Source organism: Rickettsia endosymbiont of Ixodes pacificus (assembly GCF_000965155.1).
Taxonomy (GTDB): Bacteria; Pseudomonadota; Alphaproteobacteria; order Rickettsiales; family Rickettsiaceae; genus Rickettsia; species Rickettsia tamurae.
Genome location: NZ_LAOP01000001.1, coordinates 257,316 through 274,453, shown reverse-complemented (window position 1 = coordinate 274,453; position 17,138 = coordinate 257,316). Strand labels below are relative to the sequence as shown.

Sequence of the window (17,138 nt, the reverse complement as noted above, 5' to 3'; positions counted from 1 at the left end):
AGCGGCAACAACAGCAAGTTCAGCAAACAAGCTCAAGCACAGTAGAACCAGCAAGGACAAGGTCAGGGGCAAGGACAAGCTCAGCAACAGCATCAAGGACAAAGACTGCAAGCTCAGCAACAGCAAGAAGAAGAAAGAAGAAATGAAAATGAAAGATTAGCACAACAAGAGGCTAACGAAAGAGCAATAGTCGAAGAAAATAATAGAAGAATAGAAGAGCAAAGACTGCAAGCGGAGTATCAGCAACGTCAAGCTAACGAAATAAGAATATGTTAAAAAACCTGAGCTGCAAAAATTAGCTGAGGCAATCAATAATACTATCGTTGTCCATACGGAAAATACTTTTGTAACGGAAGTGCAAAAAGAAGTGATCAGAGAAAAATCTGCACTTGTTATGAAAAATCCTGAAAAACATGCGGTAGAACTTGCTAAGGAGTTAGTAAATAATAAAGCTGAGCTTAAAGAAGTGGCTAAAGTAGCTAATGATGATACTGTTGTAGTGAGTAAAACAAAGCAAGAGCAATCTTTATTATTCGTAGCAAACTTAGCTCAAGTTGCACCTGATAATGCAAAAAAAGTAGTAGAGCATTTAACCGAGCAAGGAACAAGATCGGTTAGTGTAGCAAATGTTACGGCTGAAGCAGTAACTGCTAATATTAATAATCACCTATCAGGCGGTAGTATGATAGCCGTTGCAGCAGGTGATGAAGAAACCTCTATAATTACTAAAAAAGGATTATGGGTTGCCGGTACTTTTGGTTCAAGTAATCAAGATGCATATAAAGGTAATCCTAGCTATAAAGGGACGGTATCCGGTGGCACGATCGGCGGTGATCTTTACATCGGGGAAAATAGTCTTGTCGGTATTGCATATAGCCGTATGAACTCTGACTTTAAGTTTAAAGGTTCAAGCACCGGTGATAAATTATCGGCAGAAAGCGATATTATTTCTCTATACGGTCAACAACAATTTAGTAATGGCCTTATATTACAAGAAATATTTTCAGCAAGTAACAGTAAAATCAACAAGAAGGACTTAAGACCGGTCGGACCTAATAGTTATAAAACGGCTAGCGGTAAATATACAAGCAAAGCTTACGGTTTTGAGGGTAATGTCGGTTATCAATTCTCTGCTATGGACGGTATAAATTTAATGCCTAATATCGGTATTAGATATAATACATATAAAGCTTATACCGAAACCGGTACAGGTGTGAATAATATGTATGTTGCAGGTAAATCCGGTAACTTAACTACAGGGATTGCAGGTATAAAACTAACCGCTCCTAAGAGATTATCAAACGATACTCAAATAGTATCCGGACTGCATGCTTCCATAGAAAATAGCTTTAGCAATAAGCAACCTAAGGTGAAAGCTAGATTTATTGGAGCAGATAATTACTTTGAGAACACTACAAGTAGCAGCACACCGAAAGTCGGCTATAATGTAGGTGCAAGTTTACTTACGGCTCATAAGAATATTGAGCTACTTGCAACGTATAACTGTAATTTACGCAGCAAATATACTAGCCATCAAGGTTCATTAAAGTTAAAGATATTGTTCTAATAATATCTTTCCTGTAGAAACGGGATACTAAATCGTCATTGCGAGCAGCCGTAGGCTGCGTGGCAATCTCATGAAATAATAACAAACTCCTGAGATTGCTGAGGGTGTCAGAAAGTTTGTGTAAGTTATAAAAATAGTTAAGAATAAAATTAATTAAAACAACTTACATGAGGCTAATATGAAAAATAAGAGCAAAGTATCAAATCCAACTATAGAAAAAGTAGTATCAGAAATACTATCACAAAGTGATCCATCTGAGATATTTGGCAAAGAAGAGATATTTCAGGAAATTAAAAAGCAGATAGTAAATAAGATTTTAGAGAAAGAAATGGAATCTCATATAGGTTATGAGAAACATTCTAAAAATGAGAAAGACTCAGATAACAGACGTAATGGCAATTATGAAAAGACTCTAATAGATCCAGAAGGTCGTAAATTGAAAGTAGAAGTGCCAAGGGATTGGGACGGAGAATTTGAACCTCAACTAATTCCAAAAGGAGTGCGTAAATTTGAAGGATTTGATGATAAAGTAATATCCTTATATGCTCGGGGAATGACCATTAGGGAAATACAATGGCACTTAGAAGAACTATATGCCACCAAGGTATCATCTGAGTTAATATCAAAGGTAACTGATGGTATTTTAGAGGAAGTAACTGCCTGGCAGAATAGAGCACTTGATAATGTATATCCTATAATGTACTTAGATTGTATTCATGTTAAGGCAAGAGATAATCATGTAATAATAAATAAAGCAGTTTATATAGCTATTGGAGTGAATATGGAGGACAAGAAAGAGCTATTAGGAATTTGGATAGGCAAGAATGAAGGGTCTAAATTTTGGATGCAGGTAGTAACAGAACTTAAGAATCGAGGAGTTGAACAAATATATGTTGCATGTGTTGATGGTCTTAAGGGTTTTCCAGAGGCGATAAATAGCATTTTTCCAAAAACCATAGTGCAGTTGTGTATTGTTCATATGGTAAGAAATTCTGTAAAATACGTATCATACAAAGATTTAAAAGCGGTAACAGCTGATTTAAAAGCAGTTTATTCTGCAATAAATGAAGCAGAGGGATTAAGAGAATTACAAAATTTTGCCAAAAAATGGGATGAAAAATATCCAGTTATTTTTGACATATGGCAACGAAATTGGTCTGGCATAGCTCCATTTTTTAGCTTTCCGGAAGACATTAGAAAAGCGATTTACACTACTAATGCTATTGAATCCACTAACCGTCAAATTCGTAAAATTATTAAAAATAAAGGAGTGTTTCCAGATGACAAATCGATTCAGAAAATAATCTTTTTGGCATTGACAAATGCCTCTAAAAAATGGACAATGCCTATTAAGAATTGGGCGATGGCTTTAAATCAATTTGCAATCCTTTGTGATACTAATTTACAAAATTGGGCAAATGGAGAAATCATACTTACACAAAGAATCTGACAGACCCTGCTTCGTCAAATTACTTTGTAATTTCCTCGCAATGACGGAAAAACCGATATCCACGCAGCAATGCCTCCTCGCCTTGTGAATTCCTTGCTCTTTTTGAAGTTTATCTTCGTCTGCTATTCTTCATTTCACATCAGTATACTCATAATTCCCTAACCGGTTTTAGTACTAACTTTTTGTTACTAAAGATATTAATTTTAGAAAAGAAATTACTTTTTGGCTTTTTAAAATCACGTTTATAATTTTCACCGGTGACAGCATTATAGCTAGTAATCAGAGAAGGTATAACCTTGTTATAATATATTTTATAAAGGTCATGCATAGTTTCTTTGGTAGTTAAATACCCCCATTTTACGGCTTGTTGCGGTACTCTAGCAAGTGCCTCAATACAGGCTACAGCTTCTTCAATTTCAGGGTTTTTATTTTTATACACGTCAGCGTTTGGCGATAAATTAGCTTGCATATCTTTAAACATAGCCTCAATCATTAATGCCATATATTTATCGGTTTTAAATTTTTTTACAAATATTAGGTTATTCCTACTGCTATAATTTAAAAGCCGAAATTTATATATAAAAATCATGAATTTTATAGCATAAACTTTTAAGCCGCTAACTTTATTTACATTATAAAATTTAAGTTTCGTTTCATAATCTAATTGCTTTTTCATACCTGCTTTAAGGAGCTTAGCCAGCAAATTATGACAATGTATTATATCATTTTTTCTAGCAATTCGTACTTTATCGGTAGCTTTAGTACCGGAAAAATTAGCTGAATGGCGAGTTATTTGCCGCCCCCTATCATCTCTTTTTATATCGGCAAAATGCCCAAGTTCTTGAGCTGCGATAATCTGAAGTCTTGCTGCCGCAGCAAAGCCGTTGCCGTAAGTCGGATGATCTTTATTGTTTTCAGCAAAAGGATTACCGCCGCATGAAACAAAAATAGCCACGTCCTTACCGTTAGTGCTTTGCATACCGCTATTACCGCCTATCCGTTGCCAGCTAACCATATCCATCATATCGCCGATATTATGCGAGTAGGTAAGGAATACTTCCGTCTTATTAAAAAGAAGCCATCTTATTACGATTGGATGAGCAGACTGTACAAAAAGACGTGCCAGCATTTCGATTACTTCTTTCTTAACCGGCTGTAGCTTTTGTATTTGCTTTTTTAAATTGTCGAAAATTGATTTTATTTTTTGATCTGAAGCAGAGTTTCTGTATAAATTTTGAAAAAGCTTGGTAGTTTCGGGGACTAAATGCGGACTTGTTAGTTCTTCTTTACTAACCATTAAGCTTATATTAAGAGCAGGCTCGGTAAACCTTGCAAAATTGCAGCAATCATCGGTATCTATCCGTAATTTACCGGACTTAATTAATTGCATCGCTAAATGCTCATACTCTATTTCCATGTCCTGCTTATAAATAGCAGGAACACGGTCAAGAATGTGATATATGCTAGTCATTTTATTTGTTTAGTGATTATTATCTTCTACATTACCTGTTGGTAGTACATCATCATTTTCGTCTATATTTAAAGGTAGGACCTCTAAGTTAAATACAAGTTCAGGTTCATTAGATACGTGCTTCGGTTTAGGTTCTTCTTCGAATATAAGGTTTACAACAACATCTACCTTAGGGAATACTGTGTCAAAGCAATCTTTAAAAAATTTATCCGACTATTTTAACTTTATTGCATCTAATGCTTTTTGTCTATCATCTTCATTTTTAATACATATGTTAATTGCCTCTCTCCTAAAAAATAAATGAGGATAATCATTGAAAATTTTTGTAATTAGCTCCGGATGTTTCTCGCTAAAATATTCGAGACATACCTTATTACCATATCTAAATATTTTATATGCTAAGATGTAAACCTTCAGATTTGATCTGACATATTAAGATTGAAATTAGACGAGTTTGTGGGTATGTAGATAACTAAGGAGTTATCTATCATATCCACGAACTAAATATAAAACTCAATTAATAGGAACAATATGTCAAATTATGATCAAAAAATAATCAAACCTAAATTAGGATTATTAGAACTTGCAAAACAACTAGGTAGTGTTAGTACTGCGTGTAAAGTAATGGGCTATTCAAGAGATAGCTTTTACCGTTTCAAGGAACTATATGAGATGGGCGGAGAAGCGGCTCTTGTGGATATGAGTCGTAAGAAACCTATAGTAAAGAATCGTGTATCAGAACATATAGAACAAGCAGTAATAAATCTTGCTATAGAGAATCCTGCTCTTGGTCAGCTTCGTGCGAGCCAAGCACTAATAAAGCAAGGTATTATAGTGTCATCCAGTGGTGTACGTTCTATCTGGCTACGCAACGATCTTGAAACTCTAAAGAAACGACTCAAAGCTTTAGAAGCTAAATCTGCACAGGACGGTATCTTACTGACAGAAGAGCAGATATCTGCTTTAAAAAAAGCAAAACAAATTAAAGAGGCTCATGGAGAAATTGATACTCAGCATCCCGGTTATCTTGGTGCACAAGACACCTATTATGTCGGTAATATGAAAGGAGTAGGTAGAATATACCAACAAACCTTTATTGACACTTATTCTAGAGTGGCTATTTGCAAACTCTATACTGATAAATCTGCAATAACATCCGCTGATATTTTAAATGATAAGGTAATACCTTTCTTTAATAATCATGATGTACCACTACTGAGAATCCTTACAGATAGAGGAACGGAATATTGTGGTAAGGTAGAACATCATGCTTTTGAGTTATATTTGGCTATAGAAAATATTGATCATACTAAAACTAAGGCACGTTCTCCTCAAACTAATGGAATATGCGAAAGATTACATAGAACTTTAAAAGATGAATTTTATGATATAGCTTTCCGTAAAAAGATTTATAGCTCATTAGAGGATTTACAGATTGACTTAGATCAATATTTAAACAAATATAACAATACTAGACCGCATTCTGGAAAGTTCTGTTATGGAAAAACTCCTATGCAAACTTTCAAGGATAGCATTAAAATTGCTCAAGATAAGTCTATTAATTCTTACTTATCTGACAGCACTTTTGCTGCTTAATCAATCTCTACCTGTCAGATCAAGTGTACGGGCTGTTGAAAAAGTTATAAAAAGAAGTAGAAAAGAGTTAATCTAAGGAATAAGCTGTATTTTTATGCTTAAATGAAGGTGTAAAGATGCAGGGTTATAAGCTTGATCAAAGTGTGAGATGTAATAGCCTTAGCTTAAGGCACATGATACCTAATGATCATTTATTAGTGAGGATTCATGAAGCTAAAGAATTAGAGTTTTCTTTTATCTATGAAATAACTAAGAATCGTTATTGTGCTAATTACGGACGTCCATCAATTGATCCTGTATTATTTTTTAGGATGCAAATAATAAGTTACTTATATGGTATAAAGTCAAATAGACGATTATGTAAAGAAATTCAGTTAAATATAGCATATAGGTGGTTTTGTGGTTTAAGTTTAGAGGATAAAGTACCGGATCATTCATCATTAAGTAGGATAAGAGATAGATTTGGGGTAGAACTATTTCAAGAAATATTTATAAGCTTGATTAAGCAATGGTATGAACTAGATATTATAAAAGGAGAAACAATTATTTCAGATGCCTCTTTAGTTGAATCTAATGCCTCTATGAATAGCCTAATATTAAGAAAAGATCAAGGTGATTCACAAAAGAGAGAATTAAAAAAATATGAACGTCGTTATCATGATTTCCGAGAAGGGAAAAAAGTAAGGAAAATATCTAATCAAACTCATGTCAGTAGGACAGATCCTGATTGTAGTCTTGTATCAAGAACTAATGGTTATAAAAAGCTATGTTATAAGACCCACTACTCAATTGATTCAGATTCACGTATTATAATAGATTGTTATGTAAGTACAGGATCACAACATGAGTGTATTGTACTTCCAAGTAGAGTTTGGAATATATTAAATAATTTTTCTTTTAGAGTAAAAGAATGGATAGCAGACAAAGGTTATGGTAGAGGTCCAACCTATGGATATTTTAAATTACTTGGAATTACAACTTATATACCTTTACATGTAGATAATCTTGGTGAAGGAAAAATAAGTAGGGGGGAATTTCAATATGATAGAGAACAGGATAGATATAAGTGTCCACAGGGACATTATCTTTATCCGTATGATAAATTAGATAAAAAACAAATAAAACGTTATCGTATTACAGGAGGGCATTGTAAAAATTGCTCTCTAAAATCAGGTTGTATTTCTGATAATTATAGTAATAGAGGACGATTTATTTATCGTAATCCTTATCAGGATGAAATAGATGAGGTAAAGGTCAGACAGAATAGAATTGATTTTAAGAAAAAACTAATTGAGAGAAAGTGGAAAATAGAAGGTCTATTTGGTGAAGCTAAGGAGAATCATGGTTTACGAGGAGCAAAATTTAGAAGTGTACAGAAAACACAGATTCAAATACTGATGATTGCGATAGTACAAAATTTTAAACGGATACTTAAAATTATTTTTTGGTTTTTTTATCTACTGCTATTAAAGATAAAAAAATATTAAAGTATTTGCAACCTTGTTGATTTTTTCAACAGCCCGTGTAGAGTTTTACACTTTATTACAATTTCCTTCAAATATTACTGGCGCTATAATTTGATTATTACGAAGCCCCGCTATCATACTGATCCTGGATTTATGTTGATACACTTTGTTTCCATAACATCTAGTACCTTTTATACTCCATCCATATTCTCTACAAGCATTATCTTCTATTCCTGACTCATCAATGAATACTAGAGTTTCTTTAGAAATTTGCTGTATCTTTTCTATAAATTCATTCCTTAAACCAATATCCCTTCTGGGATGAAGATGACTTTTTTTTATAAGTGTACCCTAGTAGTTTTCTATAGTAATTTATTCTAGTTCTTTGTAATCTATTACCTAGTATAATACTTAATTCTTTAGCTGTTTTATCATGATTATTGATAATTAATTCTTCAAATTCTTTGAGATTTATTTTTGCATTATAACCCTTTGCTGGACCATAAGGTTTTGCTTTTATATCTCCTGTTTCCCATTTAAGAGTTTTCCATCTATATATAGTGTTACGACCTATATTGAATATTTTACATGCTTTAACAATTGAGAGCCCATCATCTAGAGCTTTGAATAGTTTCATTCTTAAATCGTAACTGTAACTGCTTGCCATAATTTATTTATTATCATTTATAACATATATATTAGCATAGTATGTACCTATTTACTATGGTCTAGTTATAATTGCGAGTCTCGTTATGCTCCATGCTCAACATTTAAAATTGCTATAAGTTTAATGGGTTATGATTATGGGTTTTTAATTGATGAAACTCATCCAAAATTACCTTTTAAAGAAGGATATGCTGACTATCTTGAAGTTGGAAACAATCCCAAACACCTAAAGATTGGATGAAGACTAGCTGTGTTTGGTATTCTCAGGTTATTACCAAAGAATTAGGTATTGAAAAATTCCGTGATTATGTAACAAAATTTGATTATGGTAATCGTGATATTTCAGGAGATAAAGGAAAGAATAACGGTTTAACTAATGCAGGGCTTTCTAGTTCTTTAGAAATTTCACCGGAAGAACAATTAGCTTTTCTTCAAAAACTAGCAGAGAATAAATTGCCTGTAAGTGTTAAAGCCCAAGAAATGACTAAAAATATTTTGTTTATTGAAGATTTTCGGTTGGAAGCTTTACGGTAAAACAGGCAGCGGTAATAAACTTAGCCAAGATAGAACTGTAAAATTAAAGGATCGTAAAATCGGATGGTTTATAGGTTGGCTACAAAAAAATGACAGAACAGTTTTCTTTATACATTTCATTGAAGATAATAAAACTTATGATTCTTATGCAGGACGACGTTCTAAAGAAGCAGCGAAAGAAAAGCTAAAAGAATTGAAATAAATCCCAATTTTTATTTTCGAGGAACAACCAACAGTGAATTTGCTATTGGTTGTTGATTAAAAAGCAATACTCTAAGTTATCTATACTAAAGTACCTTCTTCTTCATAGGAGACTCCCGTCATATCTACCACAGCATGATCATTATCAAGTAGAGTGTTATTTTCAGTAGTAACATCTTCATTAATTTCAGCAGCAAGTTTTTCAGCTTCAATTTCATCAATATATTGTTTTAATTTAGCTTTTTTTGCGTTTTTATTTCTAACATACCAAGTTATTCCTGCACCTATTATAACAGCTATGGAGGCAACTACAGCTGTGCCAATGCTTATATATGGAGCAACTAAGGAATTATCGTTATCACTCTCATCAAACATATTTTCTTGAGAGTTGTAAGTTGTATTGAAATCAGTATTAGTAAGGTTTGCTACGGTGTTATTAATTAAATTTATTCCCGTTTCAGTCCAACTTTCAGTGTTATTGGAAAAGATTGATTCAGAAATTTTGGCAGTAGAGCTTGTTATTGTGTTATTAATCGTATTAGCTGCTATTTCAGGTAAGTCTTTTGTTATGTAGTTTACTAAGTTTTCTATTGTGCTAGTACCTTGAGTAGTGCCTAGATATCGGGTTAGCTATTAAATCCTTTATTTCTGAAGAAATTCCATTCAAATTATTTCCTTTAAGTACCTCAAATATTTCGCATCCTTTACCCTATAGTAATAGGGTTATTAGTTGCTGCAGTATTAAGTATATACTCAATAGTAGGGTTTAAAATTTTAGTATAATTTTGTGGATCAGAATAATAACGAAAATTTTCTTGACATATTTTCATCAATGCTTCCTCATACACAAAAGTATTATCACCTTGTTTTTTAAATATATAATCTCGTATATCATCTCCATTATCATTAACTGCAGTAATAATAGCCTCGTCTATAGTTAACACTTTCTTTACTTTGAAAAACCCTCTAAATATTAGGTTCATGATATCGCTATTTAATAATTCAATTCCTTTGCTACACTCCATCGCTGCCATATTGTTTTTAAGACAATTCGATACAATTAAATTTTTTGTAGTAGGATCTTATAATAATTTTCTCCGTTATATCCTATTTGAAGCATATTATATTCTTGGTCTCCAATTGTTGCTCTTGCTGTAGTAATTCTTGCCACAGTGGTTAAAAATGAAGTTAATTGATGTATCTATTTTGCTATTCTTTTTGGATTTTTAAAATTGAAGTGCATGATAAGCAGTACTTATTTGATAGTCAAGAAATTATTAACAAAAATTAATAATTAATATATAATCATTGCAATTAGGTGAAATTATATAAATTTCAATATTGCTTGAAGTATCTAAAGAAATGTTATAAAGTCAAAAAGTTCATAGAAATTTGAGGGTATTATGCAAGTAGTAAAAACTTTAGAACAAATTTTAGCAGATAGTTATGCTTTATATTTTAAAACACAAAATTATCATTGGAATGTAGAAGGAGCAGAGTTTAGAAGTCTACATTTATTATTTGAGGGGCAGTATGAAGATTTAGCTGAAAGCTTAGATGAGCTTGCTGAAAGAATAAGAAGTTTAGGTGCTAAAGTCCCCGCATTATCAGATTTAATAAAACTTGCATCTGTAGATGAGGCAAATCCAAACGCAACAGCAAATGAAATGCTTAAAAGTCTAACAAAAGATCAAGATATTATTAGAGATACATTATATAAGGGACTCAAAGTAGCACAAGCAGAGGGCGATGAGGGTACAGCCGATATGATTATTGGACGAATTAAAGTGCATGAAAAAAACAGATGGATGCTGAAGAGTAGTATACTCTAGTGTCATTTCCTTCGTCATTGCGAGCAACTGAAAGGAGCGTGGCAATCTCAGGAGATAGTGTATGATTCCTGAGATTGCCGAGTCGATGCTACGCATCTCCTCGCAATGACGTTAATGCTCATAACAAACAAAATAAAAATAAAATGGAACAATACAATGTAGTCGTTATAGGCGGTGGTCCAGGTGGATATGTTGCAGCAATTAGAGCAGCACAATTAAAGAAAAAAGTTATATTAATAGAAAAAGAACATTTAGGAGGGGTGTGCCTTAATTGGGGATGTATACCGACTAAATCCCTGCTTAAATCTGCTGAGGTTTTTGAATATATAAAACATGCTAAAGATTATGGAATTGATGCTAAAGGTGCTGAAATCAACATTAAGAAAATAGTCGAACACTCAAGAAAGATTTCAAATAAGCTTGCAGGCGGTGTTAAGTTACTACTGAAAAAAAACAAAGTTACCGTGGTAGACGGAGTAGCAAGTCTTGCAGGAAATAAGGTAATAAATATAAATGATAAACCTACAGTAAAAGCAGAAAATATTATTATAGCTACCGGAGCAAGATCTAGGGTTTTAAAAGGCTTTGAGCCTGACGGTAAACAAATTTGGACGTCTAAGGAAGCTATGATACCACAGCATGTGCCGAAATCTATTATTATTGTCGGCTCAGGTGCAATAGGTATAGAATTCGCTTCATTTTATAATAGTATCGGTGTGGATGTTACCGTAATTGAGGCACATAATAGAATATTGCCGGCTGAAGATACGGAAATTGCCGAAATCGCTCATAAGAGCTTTGAGAAGAAAGGTATAAAAATTATTACAAATGCTAAGTTAATTAAGCAAACAAAAACAAAAGATACGATAGAAGTTGAGTTAGAGTTAGCAGGTAAAACACAAAAATTACAAGCTGAAATTTTACTTATGGCAGTAGGTATTACAGCTAATACGGAAAATTTAGGTCTTGAGAAAACAAAAATTAAAGTAGAAAACGGCTATATAACTACTAACGGGTTAATGCAAACTACGGAATCAGGAATTTATGCTATAGGCGATGTAGCAGGAGTGCCTTGTTTAGCTCATAAAGCAAGCCATGAAGGTATTATTGCAGCGGAAAGCATAGCGGGCTTAAAACCGCATGCTATTAATAAACATAATATTCCCGGTTGCACTTATTCTTCGCCGCAAATAGCAAGCGTCGGTTTGACTGAAGAAGCAGCAAAAACCTTAGGTTATGAGCTTAAAATAGGCAGATTTCCTTTTATAGCTAACGGTAAGGCTTTAGTAAGCGGTGATAGTGATGGCTTAATTAAAACTATATTTGATGTTAAGACGGGTGAGTTGCTCGGAGCTCATATGATAGGTTCGGAAGTTACGGAATTAATACAAGGATATGTGGTTTCAAAAAATTTAGAAGGAACGGAATTGGATTTAATTAACACTATCTTCCCACATCCGACTTTATCGGAAATGATGCATGAATCAGTGCTCGCCGCTTATGATAGAGCAATACATATTTAAATATAATTAAAAAAATGAACAAAGGTGATTTAATCGAGAATTATGCAGTAGCGTTATTTAATAACGCTATGGTTGATAATATACAAGATAAGATCTTTGAAGAAATTACTTCTATAAACCTTATAATTACCGATAATTTTGATATTAGAGAGTTCCTATTTTCTCCTATAGTAAATAAGAACGACAAAATTAACGCAGTCAATTCGTTAGCAAAAAATATCAAAATTAGCACAATAGTACAAAATTTTTTATTGTTATTGGTAAAAAATTCTCGTACTGCTATTTTATCTAATATAGTAGATGCTTATAATACTTTACTATATGAAAGTAAAAATATAAAGATAGTTCAGGTTATTTCTGCAAATAAGTTACAACCTAAAGAGCAGGAGTGGATTAAATCTCGTATAGAAAAAGAATTAAATCAAAAAATAGAAATATTATTTGATATAGATAGTACTATTATTGGCGGTATTGTAATTAAATATGATAGTATGTTGCAAGATTACTCAATAAAAGGTAGTTTAGAGAAAATAACGAAAGCTTTAAAGAAAGTTAATATTGCTGCATAGATATTTATATAGTCATTGCGAGGAAATTACGAAGTAATTGACGAAGCAATCTCAGGATATTTTATGAGATTGCCACGCAGCCTACGGCTGCTCGCAATGACGACTTAGTATCCACATGGGTAATGCTCGTTCGCAATGACAAGAAAATTAGGAGACGTAAACCACATGAAACTAAAGCCTATTGAAGTAGCTGAAATATTACAAAAGGAAATAGCTAATATTAATTGCTTAAGTGAGTTTGAGGAAATAGGGCAGGTAATAACCGTCGGTGACGGTATAGCCAAAATTTACGGTCTTGCTAATGTAAAATCTGGTGAAGTGGTAGAATTTAAATCCGGTGTTAAGGGTCTTGTTTTAAATTTGGAGAATGATAGCGTCGGTGCTGTAATTATGGGGGATGATAACCAAGTACAGCAAGGCGATAATGTCAAAAGAACTAAAGAAGTTTTAGAAGTACCGGTAGGAAAAGCTTTGCTTGGTCGTGTTGTTGATGCTCTAGGTAATCCTATTGACGGCAAAGGCGATATTGCAAGTAAAGAGTACAGACATATCGAGATGAAGGCTCCGGGAATAATAGAAAGAACGAGCGTAAGCGAACCCGTACAAACCGGAATAAAGGCTATAGATTCGTTAATCCCAATAGGTAGAGGGCAAAGAGAGTTAATAATCGGTGATAGGCAAACCGGAAAAACAGCTATAGCCGTCGATACTATTATCAATCAAAAACAAGCCCATTCACTTACTAATGAAAGTGATAAAATTTATTGTATTTATGTAGCTATTGGGCAGAAAAGATCAAGTGTTGCACAGATAGTAAAGAAATTAGAAGATGCCGGAGCCATGGACTATACAATCGTTGTTTCGGCTACTGCATCAGAAGCTGCGGTTCTTCAATTCATTGCCCCTTATTCTGCCTGTAGCATGGGTGAATATTTTCGTGATAACGGCATGCACGCACTTATTATTTATGATGATTTAAGTAAGCATGCCGTTGCATATAGACAAATCTCATTATTACTTAGAAGACCTCCCGGGCGAGAAGCGTATCCCGGTGACGTGTTCTACCTGCATTCAAGATTGCTTGAGCGAGCTGCTAAAATGTCAGAGGAAAAAGGCAGCGGTTCACTTACTGCTCTTCCTATAATTGAGACGCAAGCAGGTGACGTATCCGCATATATCCCAACAAATGTTATTTCAATTACCGACGGTCAAATTTTCTTAGAAAGCGAGCTATTTTATAAAGGCGTAAGACCTGCCGTTAATGTCGGCATTTCGGTAAGCCGTGTTGGTTCTGCGGCACAAATAAAGGCTATGAAGCAGGTAGCAGGTTCGGTAAAGCTAGAACTTGCTCAATTTAGAGAGCTTGAGTCTTTCTTGCAATTTGGATCAGATCTAGACCCTGCCACTAAAGCACAAATCGATCACGGTAAAAGATTAGTTGAGATATTAAAACAAGCTCAATATCATCCTTTTCCGGTAGAAGAACAAATAGTAAGTATTTATGTCGGGACTAAGAAATATTTAAATGATGTACCGCTTCAGAAAGTAAAAGAATTTGAAGATAAAATGCTTACGGAGATAAGGTTAAATAAAAAAGATATTTTGGAATCAATAAAAAACGAGCAACGTATAACCGAAGAAACCGAGCAAAAACTAAAAGCATTTTTAGAAAATTTCGTAAAAGCCTACTGTGTCATGCCGTGACTTGATCACGGCATCCAGTAAAATAAGTTAAAAATACTGGACCCCGTGGTCAAGCCACGGGGTGACAATGGAAAAACCAAAAAACTATTATGTTAAATTTAAAGCAGTTAAGAACTAGAATTAAAAGCATTAAATCTACACAAAAGATTACTAAAGCAATGCAACTAGTATCAGCTTCTAAAATGGCAAAAATAAAAAGTCAAATAGCCAATTCAAATTTTTATATTGAGGCTATTAGTAAAATGATGTCTGCTATATTATCAATTGATATGTATGAGTTATCTATAGAAGAGCAGAAATTTTTTAATACCGTGCCGAATAAAGCAAATTTATTGATAGTTATGACATCACAGCGTGGTTTATGCGGAACGTTTAATTACAGTATAATTAAACAAGTTAAGAATGATATTAAAGAGTTAGAAAATAAAGGCGAACAAATAAAACTTATCATTATTGGAAAAAAAGGTTACGAAGCACTAAAAAGGCACTATGTAAATTATATTGATAGTTATTTTGAGTTACCCAAAATTCATGATGAAAATCTGATGCTACAAGTAAAACAAAAAATTATGTCGGCAGTAGAAAATCTAGAAGTTAGTAATTGTGTTATATATTTTAATAAATTTAAGAACGCAATGACTCAAATTATGACTAAGCAGCAGATTTTACCGGTAGAAAAATATCAAGATGATTCTGCAGTAGAAAATGATCATTATGAATATGAGGGGGAGAATCTAATTTCTAATCTAATTAATTTATATGTGAATTCCCAAATAAATTATGCTTTACTACAAAGTAGAGCAAGTGAGGAGGGAGCTAGAATGACCGTTATGGAAAATGCAACAAATAATGCTAATGATTTAATAAGCAAGTTAGTTTTAAAGTTGAATAGATCAAGACAGGCTATTATTACTACGGAGTTGATAGAGATTATAGCTGGTTCTGAGGCGGTTTAGGTATAAGGCTGTGTCATCCTCCCGTGGCTTGGACCACGGGATCCATTAAAAAGTAAAGAGAAGCCTGGATCCCGCAATCAAGCCACGGGATGACAAATTATAACAAAAGAAAAAATTATGACAAAAAATATCGGTAAAATTACTCAGATTATTTCAGCGGTGGTGGATGTAAAATTTACGAATAACGGTGAGTTACCGGAAATTTTAAATGCTCTAGAGTGCTATAACGATAAACAAAGGATAGTACTGGAAGTAGCACAACATATAGGCGATGATACGGTGCGTTGTATTGCTATGGATTCTACTGAAGGATTAGTGCGGGGCGTAGAAGTAATAGATACAAACAGTCCTATTCGTATTCCTGTAGGTACTGAGACGCTTGGGCGTATTATGAATGTTGTAGGTGAGCCAATTGACGGTAAAGGAGACATTAAAAGCTCAAATATTTCTTCTATATATAAGCCTGCTCCTGATTTTACCAATCAGTCAACCGAGCGTAATATATTAGTAACCGGTATTAAAGTTGTTGATTTACTTGCTCCTTATACTAAAGGCGGTAAAATAGGACTATTCGGTGGTGCAGGAGTCGGTAAAACCGTGTTAATTATGGAGCTTATTAATAACGTAGCTAAGGCCCACGGCGGTTATACGGTATTTGCAGGAGTCGGTGAGAGAACTAGAGAAGGTAATGATCTTTACCATGAAATGATTGACTCGGGTGTTATTAACCTTGAAGAGCTTGAAAAGTCAAAAGTAGCTTTAGTTTACGGGCAAATGAACGAGCCGCCTGGAGCAAGAGCAAGAGTTGCGTTAAGCGGCCTGACCATTGCAGAAAGTTTTAGAGATATGAATGAGGGGCAAGATGTTTTATTCTTTGTAGATAATATTTTCCGTTTTACTCAAGCAGGTTCTGAAGTATCGGCGTTGCTTGGTAGAATTCCGTCAGCGGTAGGGTATCAGCCTACTCTTGCTACTGATATGGGAGAGCTACAGGAGCGTATCACCTCTACTAAGCACGGCTCAATAACTTCCGTGCAGGCTATATATGTACCGGCAGATGATTTAACCGATCCTGCTCCTGCTACTTCTTTCGCACATTTAGATGCTACAACAGTACTTAGCCGTCAGATAGCCGAGCTTGGAATTTATCCGGCAGTTGACCCGTTAGATAGTAATTCTCAGGTACTTGATCCGATGATTGTTGGTGAAGAACATTATAGTGTAGCAAGACAAGTGCAGCAAGTTTTACAAACTTATAAATCGTTGCAGGATATCATCGCTATTTTAGGTATGGATGAGCTATCCGAAGAAGATAAACTAACCGTATCGCGTGCTAGAAAAATACAGCGTTTCTTATCGCAGCCTTTCCATGTCGCCGAAGTATTTACCGGAGCTGAAGGCAAATTTGTTAACTTAGCTGATACTATTGCAGGCTTTAAAGGACTTGTAGAGGGTAAATACGATGATTTACCGGAAGCTGCTTTTTATATGGTCGGAACTATGGACGAGGCTATTGAGAAAGCAAAGACGTTGAAGATGTAGACATTGTCACCCCGTGGCTTGACCACGGGATCCAGTGAAAGTAGTAATATAGCAAGTCGTT

General features: G+C 34.1%; 14 protein-coding genes and 4 pseudogenes. 13 read left to right on the top strand and 5 right to left on the bottom strand.

Annotation, left to right across the window (positions count from 1 at the left end):
- The first annotated feature begins 394 nt into the window (after positions 1-394).
- Entirely contained in the window at positions 395-1,567 is a 1,173-nt protein-coding gene (locus tag REIP_RS01590) for an autotransporter outer membrane beta-barrel domain-containing protein (RefSeq protein WP_331385737.1), read from the top strand.
- A gap of 178 nt (positions 1,568-1,745) precedes the next feature.
- Positions 1,746-3,017: an IS256 family transposase gene (locus REIP_RS01580; protein ID WP_045803646.1), complete on the top strand. Its 1,272-nt coding sequence runs from the start codon at positions 1,746-1,748 to the stop codon at positions 3,015-3,017.
- Between the two features lie 148 nt (positions 3,018-3,165).
- Here the strand turns inward: REIP_RS01580 and REIP_RS01575 are convergent, their stop codons facing one another.
- Together REIP_RS01575 and REIP_RS12090 are read right to left on the bottom strand one after the other, a co-directional pair.
- Entirely contained in the window at positions 3,166-4,488 is a 1,323-nt protein-coding gene (locus REIP_RS01575; protein ID WP_045803645.1) for a DUF2748 family protein, read from the bottom strand.
- A 9-nt stretch (positions 4,489-4,497) separates the two neighbouring features.
- Positions 4,498-4,899: pseudogene (locus REIP_RS12090) on the bottom strand (hypothetical protein); the annotation flags it as partial.
- 120 nt (positions 4,900-5,019) lie between these two features.
- Here REIP_RS12090 and REIP_RS01570 point away from each other — a divergent pair.
- Both REIP_RS01570 and REIP_RS01565 read left to right on the top strand, forming a co-directional pair.
- Positions 5,020-6,084 carry an IS481 family transposase gene (locus tag REIP_RS01570; RefSeq protein WP_045803566.1) on the top strand — a complete coding sequence of 355 codons (1,065 nt, stop codon included), beginning with the start codon at positions 5,020-5,022 and terminating at the stop codon, positions 6,082-6,084.
- Positions 6,085-6,257: 173 nt separating this feature from the next.
- Complete coding sequence (locus REIP_RS01565) at positions 6,258-7,571, top strand: transposase (protein WP_172686766.1); 1,314 nt, start codon at positions 6,258-6,260, stop codon at positions 7,569-7,571.
- Positions 7,572-7,622: 51 nt separating this feature from the next.
- Here the strand turns inward: REIP_RS01565 and REIP_RS08960 are convergent.
- Positions 7,623-8,217: pseudogene (locus tag REIP_RS08960) on the bottom strand (transposase); the annotation flags it as partial.
- Between REIP_RS08960 and REIP_RS13555 the strand changes: the two are divergent.
- The 3 genes and pseudogenes from REIP_RS13555 (at position 8,194) to REIP_RS13095 (ending at position 8,952) form a co-directional block, all read left to right on the top strand.
- On the top strand, positions 8,194-8,457 hold the full coding sequence (locus REIP_RS13555; RefSeq protein WP_410525695.1) for a penicillin-binding transpeptidase domain-containing protein: 264 nt from the start codon (positions 8,194-8,196) through the stop codon (positions 8,455-8,457). The pseudogene REIP_RS08960 and the gene REIP_RS13555 sit on opposite strands and share 24 nt — an antisense overlap.
- Positions 8,454-8,654 (top strand): annotated as a pseudogene (locus REIP_RS13550) (penicillin-binding transpeptidase domain-containing protein); the annotation flags it as partial. The gene REIP_RS13555 and the pseudogene REIP_RS13550, both read left to right, overlap by 4 nt.
- 42 nt (positions 8,655-8,696) lie before the next feature.
- Positions 8,697-8,952 (top strand): annotated as a pseudogene (locus REIP_RS13095) (penicillin-binding transpeptidase domain-containing protein).
- Between the two features lie 80 nt (positions 8,953-9,032).
- On the opposite strand, the gene REIP_RS10640 reads toward REIP_RS13095, so the two are convergent.
- Positions 9,033-9,326 carry a hypothetical protein gene (locus REIP_RS10640; RefSeq protein ID WP_045803644.1) on the bottom strand — a complete coding sequence of 98 codons (294 nt, stop codon included), beginning with the start codon at positions 9,324-9,326 and terminating at the stop codon, positions 9,033-9,035.
- 329 nt (positions 9,327-9,655) lie between these two features.
- Entirely contained in the window at positions 9,656-9,985 is a 330-nt protein-coding gene (locus tag REIP_RS01545; RefSeq protein ID WP_231569158.1) for a hypothetical protein, read from the bottom strand.
- A gap of 369 nt (positions 9,986-10,354) precedes the next feature.
- On the opposite strand from REIP_RS01545, the gene REIP_RS01535 reads away from it, so the two are divergent.
- The 6 genes from REIP_RS01535 to atpD all read left to right on the top strand — a co-directional run bounded on the left by REIP_RS01535 (position 10,355) and on the right by atpD (position 17,077).
- Positions 10,355-10,783 (top strand): Dps family protein, encoded by a 429-nt coding sequence (locus REIP_RS01535; protein ID WP_045803642.1) that lies wholly within the window; start codon positions 10,355-10,357, stop codon positions 10,781-10,783.
- 143 nt (positions 10,784-10,926) lie between these two features.
- The gene (lpdA, locus tag REIP_RS01530) at positions 10,927-12,306 is read left to right on the top strand and encodes a dihydrolipoyl dehydrogenase (protein WP_045803641.1); all 1,380 of its coding nucleotides are present in this window, start codon (positions 10,927-10,929) and stop codon (positions 12,304-12,306) included.
- Positions 12,307-12,320: 14 nt separating this feature from the next.
- Entirely contained in the window at positions 12,321-12,875 is a 555-nt protein-coding gene (gene atpH / locus REIP_RS01525) for an ATP synthase F1 subunit delta (RefSeq protein WP_045803640.1), read from the top strand.
- A gap of 165 nt (positions 12,876-13,040) precedes the next feature.
- Positions 13,041-14,579, top strand: a complete 1,539-nt coding sequence (gene atpA, locus REIP_RS01520; RefSeq protein WP_045803639.1) for a F0F1 ATP synthase subunit alpha — start codon at positions 13,041-13,043, stop codon at positions 14,577-14,579.
- Positions 14,580-14,668: 89 nt separating this feature from the next.
- On the top strand, positions 14,669-15,535 hold the full coding sequence (gene atpG / locus REIP_RS01515) for an ATP synthase F1 subunit gamma (RefSeq protein ID WP_045803638.1): 867 nt from the start codon (positions 14,669-14,671) through the stop codon (positions 15,533-15,535).
- A 117-nt stretch (positions 15,536-15,652) separates the two neighbouring features.
- Positions 15,653-17,077, top strand: a complete 1,425-nt coding sequence (gene atpD / locus REIP_RS01510) for a F0F1 ATP synthase subunit beta (RefSeq protein WP_045803637.1) — start codon at positions 15,653-15,655, stop codon at positions 17,075-17,077.
- Positions 17,078-17,138 lie beyond the last annotated feature (61 nt).

Excerpts from the sequence above, each read along its gene's own strand:
- REIP_RS01575 (WP_045803645.1), bottom strand. The coding sequence starts at position 4,488 with ATGACTAGCATATATCACATTCTTGACCGTGTTCCTGCTATTTATAAG.
- REIP_RS01565 (WP_172686766.1), top strand. The coding sequence starts at position 6,258 with ATGATACCTAATGATCATTTATTAGTGAGGATTCATGAAGCTAAAGAA.
- lpdA (WP_045803641.1), top strand. The coding sequence starts at position 10,927 with ATGGAACAATACAATGTAGTCGTTATAGGCGGTGGTCCAGGTGGATAT.
- atpG (WP_045803638.1), top strand. The coding sequence starts at position 14,669 with ATGTTAAATTTAAAGCAGTTAAGAACTAGAATTAAAAGCATTAAATCT.
- atpH (WP_045803640.1), top strand. The coding sequence starts at position 12,321 with ATGAACAAAGGTGATTTAATCGAGAATTATGCAGTAGCGTTATTTAAT.
- REIP_RS01590 (WP_331385737.1), top strand. The coding sequence starts at position 395 with ATGAAAAATCCTGAAAAACATGCGGTAGAACTTGCTAAGGAGTTAGTA.
- REIP_RS01580 (WP_045803646.1), top strand. The coding sequence starts at position 1,746 with ATGAAAAATAAGAGCAAAGTATCAAATCCAACTATAGAAAAAGTAGTA.
- atpD (WP_045803637.1), top strand. The coding sequence starts at position 15,653 with ATGACAAAAAATATCGGTAAAATTACTCAGATTATTTCAGCGGTGGTG.
- REIP_RS01535 (WP_045803642.1), top strand. The coding sequence starts at position 10,355 with ATGCAAGTAGTAAAAACTTTAGAACAAATTTTAGCAGATAGTTATGCT.
- REIP_RS10640 (WP_045803644.1), bottom strand. The coding sequence starts at position 9,326 with ATGTTTGATGAGAGTGATAACGATAATTCCTTAGTTGCTCCATATATA.
- atpA (WP_045803639.1), top strand. The coding sequence starts at position 13,041 with ATGAAACTAAAGCCTATTGAAGTAGCTGAAATATTACAAAAGGAAATA.
- REIP_RS01545 (WP_231569158.1), bottom strand. The coding sequence starts at position 9,985 with ATGGCAGCGATGGAGTGTAGCAAAGGAATTGAATTATTAAATAGCGAT.
- REIP_RS01570 (WP_045803566.1), top strand. The coding sequence starts at position 5,020 with ATGTCAAATTATGATCAAAAAATAATCAAACCTAAATTAGGATTATTA.